Origin of the sequence: Aquabacter cavernae, from assembly GCF_003993795.1 — a bacterium.
Lineage (GTDB): Bacteria > Pseudomonadota > Alphaproteobacteria > Rhizobiales > Xanthobacteraceae > Aquabacter > Aquabacter cavernae.
The window spans coordinates 371319-386822 of record NZ_RWKV01000017.1; the positions used below are offsets into that span (position 1 = coordinate 371319).

Sequence of the window (15504 nt, forward strand, 5' to 3'; positions counted from 1 at the left end):
CCGCTCTAGCCGCCCGCCCTGCGCCGTACCACCCTTCCCAGCGCACGCGGCACCCGCAGCAGCGGATAGAGGAAGTGCAGCGACGGCGCGAGGTGCAGCGCGCGCGCGTCGGCCTCGGAGACGAACAGGGAGACCAGCTCCTTGCGGGCATAGCCGCCCCCTTGCAGGAGAAGCACCCGGCTGGCCCTCCGCTGGAAGATGATCCCTTCCATCTGGCTGAGATCCTCCCTTTCCTCCAGCAGAGCGGCCCGCGAGAATGCCAGCAGCAGGCGCGCCGCCAACGGCCCGCGCGCCTGCCTGAGCACCGCCTCGGGCACGCTCAGGCCGAGAAACGCATGGCCCAGTGCCAGCGCCACCGCGGAGGCGCGCCCGGCGCCCAGCGCCCGCGCCCCGTCATGCAGCGCCGCCACGTCCGCGCCCGTGGCGCCGATCAGCGCCACAAGGTCCGCGAGCCATTTCAGCCGCTCCCAGGCATGGCCGCCGCCATGCACGCACAGATAGGTGTAGAGCGCCTCGGGCGCGAGCGTGCGCACCACGCCCCCGCCCAGGGGCACCGCCTGCAAAGGCGGCTGCTCGCCCCAGGCCGCCAGGGCCGCCGGATTGCGGTGAAGCCTGAAATGCAGTTCCACCAGGTGGCCGGACGTGGAATGGCGGAAGGCCCGGTGCTTGGCGAAGGTGTCCAGCAGCGCCATCTCCGCGTCGGTCAGCGGCGCCTCCCCCTCCGCCGCCGCATAGCCTGCGTCTTCCAGAAGCGCGGCAGCGGCACGCAGATGGGCGCGCGGGACCACAAGGTCGATGTCCCGCGCATGCTTCAAGGCGATGTTGCCATAAGCGAGACGGGCGAGCGGAATGCCCTTGACCACATAGGCGGGCAGGCCCGCCCCGTCGAACAGGCTCTGGAGGCGCAGGGCCTCGGCGGCCATGGCGAGGGTGCCCGCCGCCCCGGCGACTGCAGCAGCAGACAGGCGTGCCCGCACCGGCGCGGGCGCCGCCGGGCAGGCGGAAAGGCCATTGGCGGCAAGCGCGGCCACCCGGTGGCGCACCACCAGACGCTCGAAGCGCGCCCAGTCCAGGGGCCGGGCGGCCGCGGCGGCGATGGTCGCCGCACGCGCGCCATCCGTCGGCGGCCGGCAGCAGGCGGCAAGCAAGGCGAATTCGGCACAAACCTCGGTCACGGCGCCGCCGCCCGCAGCGGCGCCGGGGCGCGGAGCGTGCCCTGCTCCAGCGTCACCACCCGGTCGCACAAGGCCAGGGTCTCGGCGCGATGGGCCACCACGAGGATGGCCGGGCGCGGATCGAGCGCGCGCAGCGCCGCCATGATTTCCCGCTCGCCCTCCGGGTCGATGGCATTGGTGGCCTCGTCCAGCAGCAACAGGCGCGGCGCACGCAGCAGCGCGCGGGCGAGCGCGAGGCGCTGGCGCTCGCCGCCGGAGAGCAGCACGCCCCGCTCGCCCACCACGGTGTCGAGGCGGTGGGGCAACCGCTCCACCAGCGCCAGCGCCCCGGCACGGCGCAGGGCCTGCGCCATGGCCTCCGCGTCCGCATCGGGCCGCATCCAGGCGAGGTTCGCCCGCACCGTGTCGTTGAACATCACCGGGTCCTGCGCCACATAGGCCAATTGCTCCCGCCAGCGGGCGGCCCGCGCCGCATCCAGCACCACCCCGCCCACGCGCACCTGCCCCTCCTGCGGTCGGACGAGGCCGCTCAGAAGATCCAGCAGCGTGGTCTTGCCCGCGCCCGAGGGGCCGGTGAGACCCACCACCTCGCCCGGCGCCAGCACCAGCGAAGCGCCTCGCACGCCTCCGCCGCCGGCATGGCGATAGGTGACGCCTTCCAGCCGCACCGCCCCCTCCGGAGGCGGCTCGGCGGCGGGCGGGGGCGGCTGCGTGTCCCGCTCCAGTTCCGTGGACAGCGCGCGGACCTCCTCCCAGGCGGGCAGGCTGTAGGCGATCTGCTGGAGGCCGAGCTGGAGCTGGGAGGCGGGGCCGGCCACACGGCTCAGCACCACCAGCAGCGTCAGCAGGACCGGCGCGGGCAAGGCCAGCCAGGCGAAGCCGGCCCACACAACCGCCACCGCCACCAGCGCGCCCATGAGGCTCCACAGCCCGCGCATCAGGGATTGCTGGCGGATGAAAGCGGTCTGGTCGCGCCGGGCCGCCTCAAGCGACCGGGAGAAGGCGGCGACGAAGCGCGCCTCCAGATTCTGGCTGCGGGCGATCTTCATGCCGGAGAGGAAGCGGCCCACCTCGTCCAATACCGCATGATTTGCCAGCGTCACGCCTCGCCCGGCCCGGTGGGCATGGCGCATCAGGCCGCCCAGCAGGAGCGCGCCGCCGCCCATGAGCACGAACGCCCCCACGGCCAGGACCGGCGAAAGCAGGACCGCCACGCCCACCTGGACGATGATCATCACGCAGGCCGTGCCCGCCTGGAGCAGGAAATGCACGCCGGCCCCGCAGCGCTGCACGTCCCCGCCCAGAAGGCTGTTCACCCGGGCATGGCCGATGCGGGCGAGCGCCTCCCACGGGGCAGCGGCAAGGCGCTGCGCGAGGCCCGCGCGCAGCGCCTCCACATAGCCCACCTGGAGCGCGGACAGCCGCACGTCCCGCAGCCAGAGCACCGCGACGCGGATCACCATCAGCACCGCGAACACCCCCAGCAACACGGCGAGGCGATGTGCGGGGGTCAGGCCCGGCGGCAGAAACCCCACCAGCGCGGCGAGCGGGCCGCCGGGATCGGCGGCACCGAACAGGGTGGCGAGCACCGGCACCAGCAGCGCGATGCCGATTCCGTCCAGCATCGCGCCGAGCCCCACGAGCAAAGCGGCAACCACGCCCGCTCCGCCCGCATGGCGCGCCACATCGGCGCCGAACGCGGCGCACCGCCTGAGCAACCCTTGCATTCGTCCTCCCCCGGACGATCAGAATGCAACCGTTCCGCGAAAATCGCCAGACGCCTCACGCTTCGGGCACGTTGGCGGCCAGCTCCGCGAGCCAGGGCCCCGGATCCCCGTCGGAGGGCGCACGCCAGTCGCCGCGCGGGGAAAGCGAGCCGCCGGAGGTGATCTTCGGCCCGTTGGGCAAGGTGGAGCGCTTGAACTGGCTGGTGAAGAAGCGCCGCAGGAACACCTCCATCCAGTGGCGGATCTCCTTCAGGTCATAGGCGCGCTTCTCCGCCTCCGGCAGGTCCACGGGCCAGCTTCCGCGCGCCGCCTCGCTCCAGGCATGGTGGGCAAGGAAGGCGATCTTGGAGGGGCGGAAGCCGTAGCGCGTCAGATAGAAGAGGGTGAAATCCTGCAGCGCATAGGGGCCGACAATGGCCTGGGTGGACTGGATGGGCTTGCCCGCCTCCGCCGGCACCAGTTCCGGCGAGATTTCCGTGGCGAGGATGGCGTGCAGCACCTGGGCGGTGTCGCCCGACACGTCCCCCGAGGCGGCGACGAAGCGGATGAGATGCTGGATCAGCGTCTTCGGCACCGAGGCGTTGACGTTGTAATGGCTCATATGGTCGCCCACCCCGAAGGTGCACCAGCCGAGCCCCAGTTCGGAGAGGTCGCCCGTGCCCACCACGATGCCGCGATGGTGGTTGGCGAGACGGAACAGATAATCGGTGCGCAGGCCCGCCTGCACATTCTCGAAGGTCACGTCATAGACCGGATCGCCCGCCGCGAAGGGATGGCGCAGGTCCGCGAGCATCTGCCGCGCGGCGGGGCGGATGTCGATCTCCTGCGCCGTGACGCCCAATGCGCGCATGAGCGCCCAGGCATTGGCCTTGGTCTCGTCGGAGGTGGCGAAACCGGGCAGCGTGTAGGCGAGCACCTTGCTCCGGTCGCGGCCGATGGATTCCATGGCGCGGGCGGCGACGATGAGGGCCTGGGTGGAATCCAGCCCCCCCGAGACGCCGATCACCGCCGTTTCCGCCCCTGAGGAGGCGAGGCGCTTGGCGAGGCCCTGCACCTGGATGTTGTAGGCCTCGTAGCAATCCTCCCGCAGCCGGGCGGGATTGGAGGGCACGAAGGGGAAGCGCTCCACCGCCCGCTCCAGCGGCACGGGGCGGTCGGGCGCGGGGAGCGCGAACACCACCTCGCGATAGGCCGGGCCACGCTCGCCCTCCTCCCGCATGCAGGTGCCGAAGCTGTTCACGCGCATGCGCTCCTGGCGGATGCGGCCGAGATCCACATCCGCCTGCGCCATCACCGCATGGGGCGGGAAGCGCGGCGTCTCGGCCAGGAGGTCGCCATATTCGAACACCGCCGCATGGCCGTCCCAGGCGAGGTCCGTGGTGGATTCCCCCGGCCCCGCCGCCGAATAGGCATAGGCGGCGATGGTGCGGGCCGACTGGCTGGCGCACAGCAGGCGGCGGGTCTCCGCCTTGCCGATGGTGATATTGCTGGCCGACAGGTTCAGCAGCAGCTCCGCCCCGTTCAGCGCCGCGCGGGTGGAGGGCGGCAGCGGCACCCACACGTCCTCGCACACCTCCACATGGAAGGTGACCTTCACCCCGCTTGTGGCGCGGAACAGGAGGTCGGTGCCGAACGGAACCTCGGCGCCGCACACGCCGATCACCCCGGAGGTGTCGGCGCCGCCCGTGAAGTGGCGCTGCTCGTAGAATTCCCGGTAATTGGGCAGATAGGTCTTGGGAACGACGCCGAGAATGGTGCCCTTGTGCAGGACAACGCCGCAATTATAGAGCCGCCCGCCCCGCCGCAGCGGCGCGCCCACCACCAGGACGGGATCGAGCGCGCGCGTCGCCTCACGGATGCGCCCCAGCGCCGCCTCCACCGCATCCAGCAGCACGTCCTGGAACAGCAGGTCGTCGATGGCGTAGGAGGACAGGCCCAGTTCCGGGAACAGCAGGATCGCGACGCCCGCCGCGTGCCCCTCCTGCGCGAGGCGCAGCGTCTCGGCGGCCGCGAAGTCCGGATCGGCCACCCGCGCCCGCGGTACGCAGGCGGCGATGCGGATGAAATCGTGGCTGTAGAGTGAATAGAAATCCATGGCCCGGCGCCCTGCCCAGTGCGCGATCCGGGCGAAGGAAACCGACCTGCCCGGAAAATCCGTCTCCAACCCGTCCCGGAGGACCATCGTCCACCAAGGGAGCGCAAGGTCGTGGATTTCCGCGCAGAGGGCAAGGAGGAGGTAGAGGTGCGGCCCGCCGCCGCGCCAAAGCCTGCCAGAGACGCCCGACTGTGTTACAGCAGGCCGGGAAGGGTTCGCGCGGGGCGGCACATGCCGGCCTTGCCGCAGCCCACCGGCTTTGCACGGACAGAAATCACTCCATGCCCTCGCCTTCCCTGCCCCGGCACGTGCTGATCCCGCTCATCGTCGCCTGCGCCCTGTTCATGGAACAGGTGGATTCCACGGTCATCTCCACCTCGCTGCCGGCCATCGCCGAATCGCTGAACGAGGACCCGGTGTCGCTGAAGCTGGCGCTGACCTCCTATCTGCTCAGCCTCGCGGTCTTCATCCCGGCCTCCGGCTGGGCGGCGGACCGCTACGGCGCGCGCACCGTGTTCCGCGCCGCCATCGTCATCTTCACCCTGGGCTCCATCCTGTGCGGGCTGTCCACCAGCCTGTCGGACTTCGTGCTCTACCGGATCATCCAGGGCATGGGCGGCGCCATGATGGTGCCGGTGGGCCGGCTGGTGATCCTGCGCTCCATTCCGAAGTCCGAACTGGTCTCCGCCCTCGCCTGGCTCACCGTGCCCGCTTTGCTGGGGCCGGTCCTGGGGCCGCCCATCGGCGGGCTGATCACCACCTATTTCGACTGGCGGCTCATCTTCTTCATCAATGTGCCCATCGGCGTGCTGGGCGTGATCCTGGCCACGCGCTTCATCGAGAATGTGCGCGAGGAGGACGTGCCCCCGCTGGATCTGAAGGGCCTCGTCCTGTCGGGTGTCGGCCTTGCGGGCCTCGTCTTCGGCTTCGCGCTGCTGGGCGAGGAACAGACGCCGCTCTGGATGGCGCTGAGCGCGGTGGGCGTGGGCGCCGTCACCTTCACCCTCTATGTGCTCCATGCCCGCAAGACGCCCCATGCGGTGCTGGATCTCGGCCTGCTGCGGCTCTCCACCTTCCGCGCGGGCGTCATCGGCGCCTCCGCCTTCCGCATCGGCATCGGCTCGCTGCCCTTCCTGCTGCCGCTCATGCTGCAATTGTGCTTCGGCCTCTCGCCGCTGGCCTCGGGCCTGCTCACCTTCGCCTCCTCGGCGGGCGCCATGATCATGAAGACCACGGCGGCACCCATCATCCGCCGGTTCGGATTCAAGCGCGTCCTGGTGGTGAACAGCCTGATCTCGTCCGCCTTCATCGCATCCAACGCGCTGTTCACGCCGGAAACGCCGCATCTCGCCATCACCGGCGTGCTGCTGATCGGCGGCTTCTTCCGCTCGCTGGAATTCACCGCGCTGAACGCCATCGTCTATGCGGATGTGAGCCAGCACGACATGAGCCGCGCCACCTCCTTCGCGAGCGTGGCGCAGCAGGTCTCGCTGTCCATGGGCGTGGCGCTGGCGGGCATCGTGCTGGAGACCATGCGGTCGTCGCGCGGCTCCACCGAACTGATCCTGTCGGACTTCACCCCCGCCTTCCTGCTGGTGGCGGCGGTGAGCGCCCTGTCGGTCTTCAGCTTCCTGCGCCTGCCCAAGGATGCGGGCGCGGAAATGGCCGCGCCCAAGACGGCGCGCGCCAACACCATGCCCGATCCGCGCAGCGAGATGTCCGACCATTGAGGCCGGCCGGGCAACGGCCCGGCGGTTCAGTGCCGGGAGTCTCAGTGCGCCCGGCGGCTCAGCGCTTGGCGGCGGTGTAGCGGTCGGCCCAGGCCAGGACGACGGCGAAGCCGGCGAACAGGATGACGATGGCCGAAACGACGATGGCGGTGTCGGTGGGCATGGCGAAGTCTCCCCTTTCTAGGAAGAGCACCACCGCCCGGCCCGCCCGGCCTTGATCTGGCTCAAGGCCGCGCACCCTGGAAAAGCCGTCATTGCCTCCCCATGTAGAATTCATAAGTAAAAAAGGGAGGACGAAATGTCCGTTGCATTCCATCGCCAGGGCCACACGGCCGCCGAGACTGCGGCTTCCGCTTCCGCCGCACCCCATACCGCCCAAAAGGAAAGCGCCCCCCCGGCGCCCCGGTCCATGTCCGGTGCGCCCTCGGGCGGTTTCACGGGCGGCGCCCCCGGCGCCTCGTTCGGCATGACCGGCGGCATCTCCGCCCACAATCCGGACGGACCGGACCGCAAGATCAAGCTGTCGGGCGGCATCGGCTGACACCCCGTCCGGAGGCGGGACGCTTTTCACCGCTCGGGCTGCATGAGCCGGAGCGGTGAAGCGGTCCCTGCGCCGGACGGGCGAAGATCAGAGATAGGTCTCGTATTCCAGGGGAAGGATGGTGCGCGAGAACGCGGCCAGTTCCTCCTCCTTCATCACCGCATAGACGCGGCGATACTCCGCGCCGAACGCCCGCTCGATGAAGGGCGAGCCCGCGAAACGCGCGATGGCATCCGCCATGGACGGCGAGAGGCTGGGCGCGGCGTGGTCATAGGCATTGCCGGTGAGCGGCTCCGGCGGCTCGATGGCCGCCTCGATCCCTTCCAGCATCCCTGCGAGAATGGCCGCGAGCACCAGATGCGGGTGGGCATCCGCCCCCGCGATGCGGTGTTCCAGGCGCGCCGCCTCGGGCGGTCCATTGGGCACGCGCACCGCCACCGAGCGGTTGTCGAAGCCCCAGGTGATGCCCGTGGGCGCATAGGAGCCCGGCACCAGCCGCCGATAGCCGTTGAAGTTCGGCACGAACAGCAAGGTGGAATCGGCCATGGTGGAGAGCAGGCCGCCGGCCGCATGGCGCATCAGCCGCTCGCCCTCGCCCGGCACGCCGAAGACATTGGTGCCGCTCTTGTCCTGCAGGCTGACATGCACATGCATGCCATTGCCCGCGAAATCCAGCAGGGGCTTGGCCATGAAGGTGGCGCGCAGGCCGTGGCGGCGAGCAACGCCGTCGATGAGGCGGCGCAGCAGGATGGCGTCATCTGCCGCCCCGAGCGCGTCGTCCTTGTGGTAGAGGTTGACCTCGAACTGGCCCGGCGCCGCTTCCGAGATCACCGTGTCGGTGGGCAGGCCCTGGGCGGCCGCGGCGGTGCGCATGTCGTGCAGCAGGGGCGCGAAGGCGTCCAGGTCCGACATGGAATACATGTTCTGCCGCGCCTGTCCCTCCGTGGAGAAGACCGGCCGGGGCGGCGCCCCGTCCTCGCCCGGCTTGAGCAGGTAGAATTCCAGCTCGAACGCGCAGCAGGCCGAGAGGCCGCGCGCGGCGAGCCGGTCCACCACCCGTGCCAGTTGCTGGCGAGGGTCCAGCATCCAGGGGGCGCCGTCCGGCTGGTGCATGGTCATGAGCACCTGGGCGGAAGGGCGCGGCGACCAGGGCACCGGCTTCAGCGTTCCGGGGATGGGCCAGCACAGGCCGTCCTTGTCGCCGGTCTCGATATGGATTCCGGTCTGCTCCACTTCGCAGCCCCAGATGTCCAGGCCGAAGATGGAGAGGGGGATCGGCACGCCGCTCTTCCAGATCTTGCTCATGGCGCTGCCGGGGATCCATTTGCCGCGCAGCACGCCGCAGGTATCCGGGAGGAGGACCTCAACGATTTCGGGAAGGCCGAAAGCCTTGAGGAAAGCGACGGTCTCCTCGCTCTCCGTGCCCTGCGAGGGGCCTTGCGTGCGCGGCTCGCGTTCGTGTGCCTGCATGATACTCCAACGGAAAAATTCCAGCTCTCTATCCAAGCGCGTTCCGGGCGCGGCCACAAGCTACAGCTATGCCTTTATGGATGGTTTTTTTGCTTGCGCTCTACTGGAATGTTGTTCAGTCAGTGAATTCGCAGCCGCGAAACGTCACAATCGGGCCTGCGCGCCGGAGGCGGGTCGGCCGTCTTCCCCCGTTCTTTGCTCCGGAGCCGCACGCCAGAATGATCAGCAAACTTTCGTCCGCTGGGCCCCGGCTCACGCATTTCGGGCAGCCGACGCTGTTGGCGGTGGGGTTCGCGCTGCTGATCGCCATTAGCGGCACCTCCATCTGGCTGGTCAACCAGGCACGCGGCGATGCCGCGGCTGTCGCCCATACGCTGGAGGTGGAGAACACCCTGTCGTCGGTCCAGCTTTTCCTGCGCCGCGCAGAAAGCGGCCAGCGCGGCTTCCTGCTGACCCGCGACCAGAGCTATCTCCGGCTCTTCAGCGCCTCCTCGTCTTCCCTGGGCCCGGGGATCGACCAGTTGCGCAAGCTCGTCGCCGACAACCCGGCGCAAGTTGCCACCGTCGATACCATCTCGGAAATGGCCGGCAAGAAGATGGCGGAGATGCAGCGCACGGTTGATTTCGGGCTTCAGGGGCAATGGGAGGACGCCCTGCGGGTGGTGGCGAGCGACGAAGGCGAGAACCTCATGCGCTCGCTCGCGCAGACCGTGCAGGGCATGAAAGTGGAGGAGAGCCGGCTGCTGACGTTGCGCACGGCCTCCGCCACCCAGTCCGCCAACTGGCTGCTTTATGTGAACCTGTTCGGCGTGGTGGCCATCATCACGGTCGCCGCCATCGCGGTCCACTTGTCCCAGCGCAACACCCGCGCCCTGCGCCAGGCGCATGCGGCCCTCTCCGTCATCAACGAGGATCTGGAGAAGCGGGTGGAGGAGCGCACCGCCGACCTCCAGGAGGCCAACCAGGAGATCCAGACCTTCGCCTATATCGTGAGCCACGATCTGCGCTCGCCTTTGGTGAACATCATGGGCTTCACCAGCGAGCTGGAGGAATTGCGCACCGACCTGTTCCACCGGCTGGAAGCGCTGCGCACCCGCGCGGGCGACACGGACGCGGCGCAGGACCAGGAACTCGCGAAGGATTTCGACGAAGCCTTCGGCTTCATCAAGGCCTCCATCATCAAGATGGACCGCCTCATCAAGGCCATCCTCGATCTGTCCCGCCAGGGGCGCTCCGAACTCCAGCCCGTGCCGGTGGACATGCGGGGATTGGTGGACGGCATCGCCGCCACGGTCGCCCACCAGCTCATCGAGCGGGAGGCCCGCATCGAGATCGGCCCGCTGCCCGCCATCGTCTCCGACCGCATGGCGCTGGAGCAGATTTTCACCAATCTGATCGATAACGCCGTCAAGTACTTGCGCACGGACGTGCCGGGCCGCATTGAGGTTCAGGCAGTGGAAACCTCCGCCTATGTGCTGTTCAGCGTCTCGGACAATGGGCGGGGCATCGATCCCCGCGATCGCGGCCGGGTGTTCGAGTTGTTCCGGCGCTCCGGTCCGCAGGACCGCCCCGGCGAGGGGATCGGGCTCGCCCATGTGCGCACCCTGGTGCGCCGGCTCGGCGGTTCGGTGCTGCTCGATTCGCAATTGGGGAAGGGCACCACATTCAAGGTGACGCTGCCGAAGACCCTGGCGGCCCAACGCAAGGGGGAGGAGTGAGATGGTCAACCACGTCACCATAGTCATGATCGAGGATGACGAGGGCCATGCCCGCCTCATCGAGAAGAACATCCGGCGCGCGGGTGTCCTCAACGACATTGTCGGCTTCAAGGACGGCACCACGGCGCTCGCCCATCTGTTCGGGCCGGACGGAAGCGGGGCGGTGAATGCCGGGCGCGCGCTGCTGGTGCTGCTGGACCTCAACCTGCCGGACATGACCGGCGTGGAGATCCTGAAACGCATCAAGGAGAACGAGCATCTGCGCCGGTCTCCGGTGGTGGTGCTCACCACCACCGACGACAAGACCGAAATCCAGCGCTGCTACGATCTCGGCGCCAACGTCTATGTCACCAAGCCGGTGAATTACGAGAATTTCGCCAATGCCATCCGGCAGCTCGGGCTGTTCTTCTCCGTCATCCAGGTGCCAGAGGCGAAATAGACCCATGGTGCCCGACAGCGGCGATCCCGCATCCGTGGACAGCGTGCCCGGCAGCGAAGCGCCGTCGGCGGGCGCCGGCGTGCGCGTGCTCTATATCGACGATGATCCGGGCCTCGGACGCCTCGTGCGCCGCAAGCTCGCCCGCATCGGCTATGCGGTGGATCTGGCCACCAGCGGCCCGGAGGGCCTCGCCTTGCTGGAAGCGGGCGGCATCGACGCCGTGGCCCTCGACCATTTCATGCCCGGCCAGGACGGGCTGGAGACCCTGGCCGCCATCCGCGCCATGGCCGATCCCCCGCCCGTGGTCTATGTGACCGGCACCCAGGAGAGCCGCATCGCGGTCGCCGCCCTGAAGGCGGGCGCGGCGGACTATGTCATCAAGGAAGTCGAGGGCGACTTCATCGAGCTGCTGCGCTCGGCCCTGGACGGCGCCATCCAGAATGTGCGCATCCGCAAGGCCCATGAGGCGGCCGAGCAGGAGATCCGCGCCGCCCGCGACCGGTTCGAGGCGCTTGCCGCCGAGCGCGCGCTGCTGCTGCGCGAGATGAACCACCGGGTGGGCAATTCCCTCCAGATCATCATGTCCATGCTGCACGTTCAGGCGGCGGCCACGCGCAATCCGGAAGTGGAGGACGCGCTGAACGCCGCCCGGGGCCGGGTGGCGGCTGTCGCGCAGGTGCACCGCCGCCTCTACACCTCCGAACAGGTGGGCAGCGTCGCATTGGACCAGTATCTGGTCTCCCTCGTGGACGACCTGCAGGTGTCGGCGCGCAACGGCACGACGGGCATCGCCCTGACGGTTGAAGCCGCGCCCCTCGCCATCGATCCCGACCGGGCGGTGGCCCTCGGGGTCATCGTCACCGAACTGGTGATCAACGCCTCGAAATATGCCTATCCCGGCGGAAGCGGCCCGGTGCGCATCGCCCTGCGCCCGCAGGAGGAGCCGGACGGCACGCATGTGCTGCTGATGGTGGAGGATGACGGGATCGGCCTGCCGGAGACGCTGGAATCCCCTACGTCGGGCCTGGGCAACCGCATCGTCCGGGCCATGGCGACGAAGCTCGGCGCGACGCTGAGTTTCGCGCCGGGGCAGCCGGGCACGCGGGTGAGCCTCACCTTCGCGGCGCCCTGAGCGCCGTCTGCGTTCGCCCTATCCGCGCTCCACGGGGAAGCCCGCAGCCTTCCAGCCGAGGATGCCCCCCTGCATATGCTCCTCGCAATCGAGCCCGGCGGCCTGCGCCATGGCGGCTGCGCGCTGGGAGCGCTGGCCCGAGCGACAGGAGAAGACAAGGCGCTTTCCCTCGGGATCCGGCAGGCTGGCGGGATCGAAGGTGCTGAGCGCGACGGCGGTGGCGCCGGGAATGCGCTCGGCGGCGATCTCGTCGGGCTCGCGCACATCCACCAGGAGAATCGTTCCGTCCTCCAGGCCCGCCTCCACCTCCTGCGGGGTCAGGTGGGTGATCCGCCCGCCGAATGGATTGGGTTCGCTCATGGGGTCATCTCCTCAGCGTGCAATGGACCGGCATCCGGCGGATTGCGATTCGCGTCCTAACTTATTCAATGAAACCGGAATCGCCACCGGCACCGGCCGCTTTGTCGCTCTTCGCGCTGCCCGCTGTCCGCGCACGACGGGACCGTACCTGCCGCGGCCATTATATGAATGACCGCATTGCACGCACAGGTTGATGAAATCTCTCCATCCGTTCAGGACGGTCCGCGCCACGCCCATTTTCTGGGCCGCGCATGCCCCTGGATCGCGCACAATCCTGTGAAGCACACATGACAGCCGGCTCGAATTTCTACAGTTTTATCATCTGAGAAAAAAACCATGCAATCTATGGGGTTACCGGCGTTATCCCGCGCCTTTCCCGGGCCGAACTTCAGATCGAACCGCAAATGATATTAATATATTACCACCATAACGCCTGAGGCCACGTTCTCGCTCATCTGCCGTTCATGTTGGGCTTGGTATGAATTAATCAACAAATTGAGGCGCGCTCCTCTATCAAAGGTGGCACGTCTCGAGGGATCGTCGGAAAGCTCCCCCGCATTATCCGCACGGTCCCTTTCCTGGTCTATTGATCGGTTTCGTTCCCCCGCACGGTTCCGGTCAGTGGAAAGGCGTCGGCGCAAGCCGACGCCTTTTTCATTTGGGCGTCCTCACGTGCGCCGTGGCGCCCCACCGTGGCGGCGGCTCTCTTCATTCACCGGCCACGGTCGTGCTACGCCTGTGACATGCCGCAGCCCATCCCCGCGCCGCCATCCACCGCCGCTTCCAGCGCCTCGCGCCGTGGGCTCCCGAGCCTTGCCGAATTGCGGACGGGCGGCAAACGGCTGGTCGCCCAAACCCTCGCCGCCATCGAATCCATGCGCGGCCAAGCGCCCCTGGTGGCGCTGCTGGACGAAGCGGCCCGCGCCGGGCGCGCGCATGTGCTCGGCCTCACCGGCCCGCCCGGCGTCGGCAAGTCCACCCTCACCAACGCTTTGGTGCGCCGCGCCCGCGCAGACGGACAGAGCGTCGCCGTCCTGGCGGTGGACCCCTCCTCCCGCCGCACCGGCGGTGCGCTGCTGGGCGACCGGGCGCGCATCCAGACCGACCCGGACGACCGGCAGGTCTTCATCCGCTCCATGGCCGCGCGCGACCGGCTGGGCGGCCTCTCGGACGATGCGGTGGCGGCCGTTGTCCTCCTGCGCGCCATCTTTGACCTGCTGATCGTGGAGACCGTGGGCGTCGGCCAGTCGGAAGCCGACATCGACCTCGTGGCGGACACGGTGGTCCTGTGCATCCAGCCCGCGTCCGGCGACAGCCTGCAATTCATGAAGGCGGGCGTCATGGAGTTGCCCGACATCATCGTGGTGACCAAGGCCGACATGGCCGAGGCCGCACGCCGCGCCGCCGCCGATGTGAGCGGGGCATTGTCGCTCGCGGGCGGCGTTGCGGACTGGCGCGTGCCGGTCATCCGCCTGTCCGCCGCCAGCGGCGAGGGCCTCGACGAATTCGCCGCCGCCGCCTCCGATCACCAGGCGCACCTGTCGCAATCTGGGCGCGGTGCCGCGCGGCGGGCGGAGCAGGAAAGGCGCTGGGTGGAGGAAGCGATCCGCGTGCGGTTCGGCACCGACGGCCTGCGGCGCTCCCGCGCCTTCGCCGCCGACGCCTCCGGCCCGTTCACCCGCGAGGCCGGGATCGCGGCCCGTTTAACCTCCCCGTAAGCTTAATGGGCGAAAACCATGGGACCGGATGTCCCGTGGTGCATTGCCCTTTGGGTGCTGCTCTCGCCGGGATGTCCACCGCTCGAACATCCCGGAGCGTCCGGCCCGGCCTCCCCTTGCGGGTGGCGGAGCCGGGCCTCGCAGGCGGCCGCGTTCCGGCCGCCTCCGCGTTGAAGGCGCTGCCATGGCTGTCCGTCCCTCCGGCCTGTGGCCGGCCTTCGTCCTCGCCGCTTTGCTCGGCCCGCTGCCGGCGCTCGGCCAGACGCTTCCTTCGGACGCCTTCCTCTCGCGCACCGCCGCCGAGCGCACCCAGCCCCCGCTGCTGGGCGCCCCCGCCCGCGCCCTGCGCATCGCCACGCTGGAATGGCCCGCCCCCGGCCTCACCGACGCCGCCCCCCATGCGGACGTGACCGGCGAGAGCGCCTATGCCTATCCCGCGCCCCTGGTCCTGGCCGCGCACACCACGGCCACCCCGGACATTGCCGACGCCCCCGCCGTGTTCGGCCCGACCCCCACCTCGGAGCTTGCCTATCTCGAACTGGCGCTGGACATGGTGATGAGCCTGCCCGGCATCGACGAGGAGACGCGGCAGGCGGCGCTCGCCGACGAGCCCGAGCTGCCTCTGTTCGGCCCGGACCTCGGCGGCCCGGAGCAATTGGGCAACGTCATGGCCCACACGCCCGCCACACGTCCCGCGCCCACCGAACTGTTCGACCTCTCGCAGGTGACGCGCCTCGACATGGGCGCCGGCATCGTGTTCGGCGATCCAGAGGCCGGGCCGCTCTATCGCGACCCATCCATGATCTTCGATGCGGAGACGGTGGGCACGCTGCATCTTGCGCTGGAATATGCCGCCCTGCCGCAGAGCGTCACCATCATGCCCCTGCCGGCCGCGCCCCCGCCGCCGCCCGACGATGCCGAGACCGACGGCATCTTCCCCTCGCCCGCCGTGCGCCTGTCACTGGAAGGCCCGGCCCGGGCGCGCGCGGAAAAATGCCTGGCGGAAGCCATCTATTTCGAAAGCCGGGGGGAGACCAAGCGCGGCCAGATCGCCGTGGCGCAGGTGATCATCAACCGGGTCTTCTCCGGCTATTATCCCAACGATGTCTGCAAGGCGGTGTACCAGAACGCGCACCGGCACCTGGCCTGCCAGTTCACCTTCGCCTGCGACAATGTGAAGGACGTGATCCGCGAGCCGGACATGTGGGTGCAGGCCAAGCAGATCTCCTCTGACATGCTGGACGGCAAGCTCTGGCTGGAAAGCGTCGGCCACGCCACCCACTACCACGCTTACTGGGTGCGCCCGAACTGGATCAGCGAGATGCGCAAGCTGGACAAGATCGGCGTCCACACCTTCTACCGCCCGCGCCGCTGGGGCGATGGCTGAGGCGGCCTCACC

General features: G+C 69.1%; 12 protein-coding genes. 7 read left to right on the forward strand and 5 right to left on the reverse strand.

Annotated elements, in window-relative coordinates; translation table 11 throughout:
- Positions 1 to 5: 5 nt before the first annotated feature.
- Genes EJJ38_RS19665 through EJJ38_RS19675 form a run of 3 tightly spaced genes read right to left on the reverse strand, consistent with a single transcriptional unit; the run spans position 6 to position 4997 of the window.
- On the reverse strand, positions 6 to 1175 hold the full coding sequence (locus tag EJJ38_RS19665; RefSeq protein ID WP_164738590.1) for a nucleotidyltransferase family protein: 1170 nt from the start codon (positions 1173 to 1175) through the stop codon (positions 6 to 8).
- Positions 1172 to 2902, reverse strand: a complete 1731-nt coding sequence (locus EJJ38_RS19670) for an ATP-binding cassette domain-containing protein (RefSeq protein WP_127092121.1) — start codon at positions 2900 to 2902, stop codon at positions 1172 to 1174. The genes EJJ38_RS19665 and EJJ38_RS19670 overlap by 4 nt, the downstream gene beginning before the upstream one ends.
- Before the next feature lie 55 nt (positions 2903 to 2957).
- Positions 2958 to 4997 carry an NAD(+) synthase gene (locus EJJ38_RS19675; protein WP_127092122.1) on the reverse strand — a complete coding sequence of 680 codons (2040 nt, stop codon included), beginning with the start codon at positions 4995 to 4997 and terminating at the stop codon, positions 2958 to 2960.
- A gap of 281 nt (positions 4998 to 5278) precedes the next feature.
- On the opposite strand from EJJ38_RS19675, the gene EJJ38_RS19680 reads away from it, so the two are divergent.
- Together EJJ38_RS19680 and EJJ38_RS19685 are read left to right on the forward strand one after the other, a co-directional pair.
- On the forward strand, positions 5279 to 6727 hold the full coding sequence (locus EJJ38_RS19680) for an MFS transporter (RefSeq protein WP_127092123.1): 1449 nt from the start codon (positions 5279 to 5281) through the stop codon (positions 6725 to 6727).
- A 298-nt stretch (positions 6728 to 7025) separates the two neighbouring features.
- Positions 7026 to 7268, forward strand: coding sequence for a hypothetical protein (locus tag EJJ38_RS19685; protein ID WP_127092124.1), 243 nt, complete (start codon positions 7026 to 7028; stop codon positions 7266 to 7268).
- An 87-nt stretch (positions 7269 to 7355) separates the two neighbouring features.
- On the opposite strand, the gene EJJ38_RS19690 is transcribed toward EJJ38_RS19685, so the two are convergent.
- On the reverse strand, positions 7356 to 8738 hold the full coding sequence (locus EJJ38_RS19690; protein ID WP_127092125.1) for a glutamine synthetase family protein: 1383 nt from the start codon (positions 8736 to 8738) through the stop codon (positions 7356 to 7358).
- Between the two features lie 218 nt (positions 8739 to 8956).
- Here EJJ38_RS19690 and EJJ38_RS19695 point away from each other — a divergent pair, with 218 nt between their 5' ends.
- Genes EJJ38_RS19695 through EJJ38_RS19705 form a run of 3 tightly spaced genes read left to right on the forward strand, consistent with a single transcriptional unit; the run spans position 8957 to position 12027 of the window.
- A complete protein-coding gene (locus EJJ38_RS19695; protein ID WP_127092126.1) occupies positions 8957 to 10456 on the forward strand; it encodes a sensor histidine kinase in 1500 nt (499 codons plus the stop codon).
- Position 10457: 1 nt separating this feature from the next.
- Positions 10458 to 10895, forward strand: coding sequence for a response regulator (locus EJJ38_RS19700; RefSeq protein ID WP_127092127.1), 438 nt, complete (start codon positions 10458 to 10460; stop codon positions 10893 to 10895).
- 7 nt (positions 10896 to 10902) lie between these two features.
- Positions 10903 to 12027 carry a sensor histidine kinase gene (locus tag EJJ38_RS19705; RefSeq protein WP_420836900.1) on the forward strand — a complete coding sequence of 375 codons (1125 nt, stop codon included), beginning with the start codon at positions 10903 to 10905 and terminating at the stop codon, positions 12025 to 12027.
- A gap of 18 nt (positions 12028 to 12045) precedes the next feature.
- Here the strand turns inward: EJJ38_RS19705 and EJJ38_RS19710 are convergent, their stop codons facing one another.
- The gene (locus EJJ38_RS19710) at positions 12046 to 12387 is read right to left on the reverse strand and encodes a rhodanese-like domain-containing protein (protein WP_127092129.1); all 342 of its coding nucleotides are present in this window, start codon (positions 12385 to 12387) and stop codon (positions 12046 to 12048) included.
- A gap of 743 nt (positions 12388 to 13130) precedes the next feature.
- Between EJJ38_RS19710 and meaB the strand changes: the two genes are divergently transcribed.
- Both meaB and EJJ38_RS19720 read left to right on the forward strand, forming a co-directional pair.
- Positions 13131 to 14105, forward strand: a complete 975-nt coding sequence (gene meaB, locus EJJ38_RS19715) for a methylmalonyl Co-A mutase-associated GTPase MeaB (RefSeq protein WP_127092130.1) — start codon at positions 13131 to 13133, stop codon at positions 14103 to 14105.
- A gap of 184 nt (positions 14106 to 14289) precedes the next feature.
- Positions 14290 to 15492 carry a cell wall hydrolase gene (locus EJJ38_RS19720; RefSeq protein WP_245454341.1) on the forward strand — a complete coding sequence of 401 codons (1203 nt, stop codon included), beginning with the start codon at positions 14290 to 14292 and terminating at the stop codon, positions 15490 to 15492.
- The last annotated feature ends 12 nt before the right edge of the window (positions 15493 to 15504 follow it).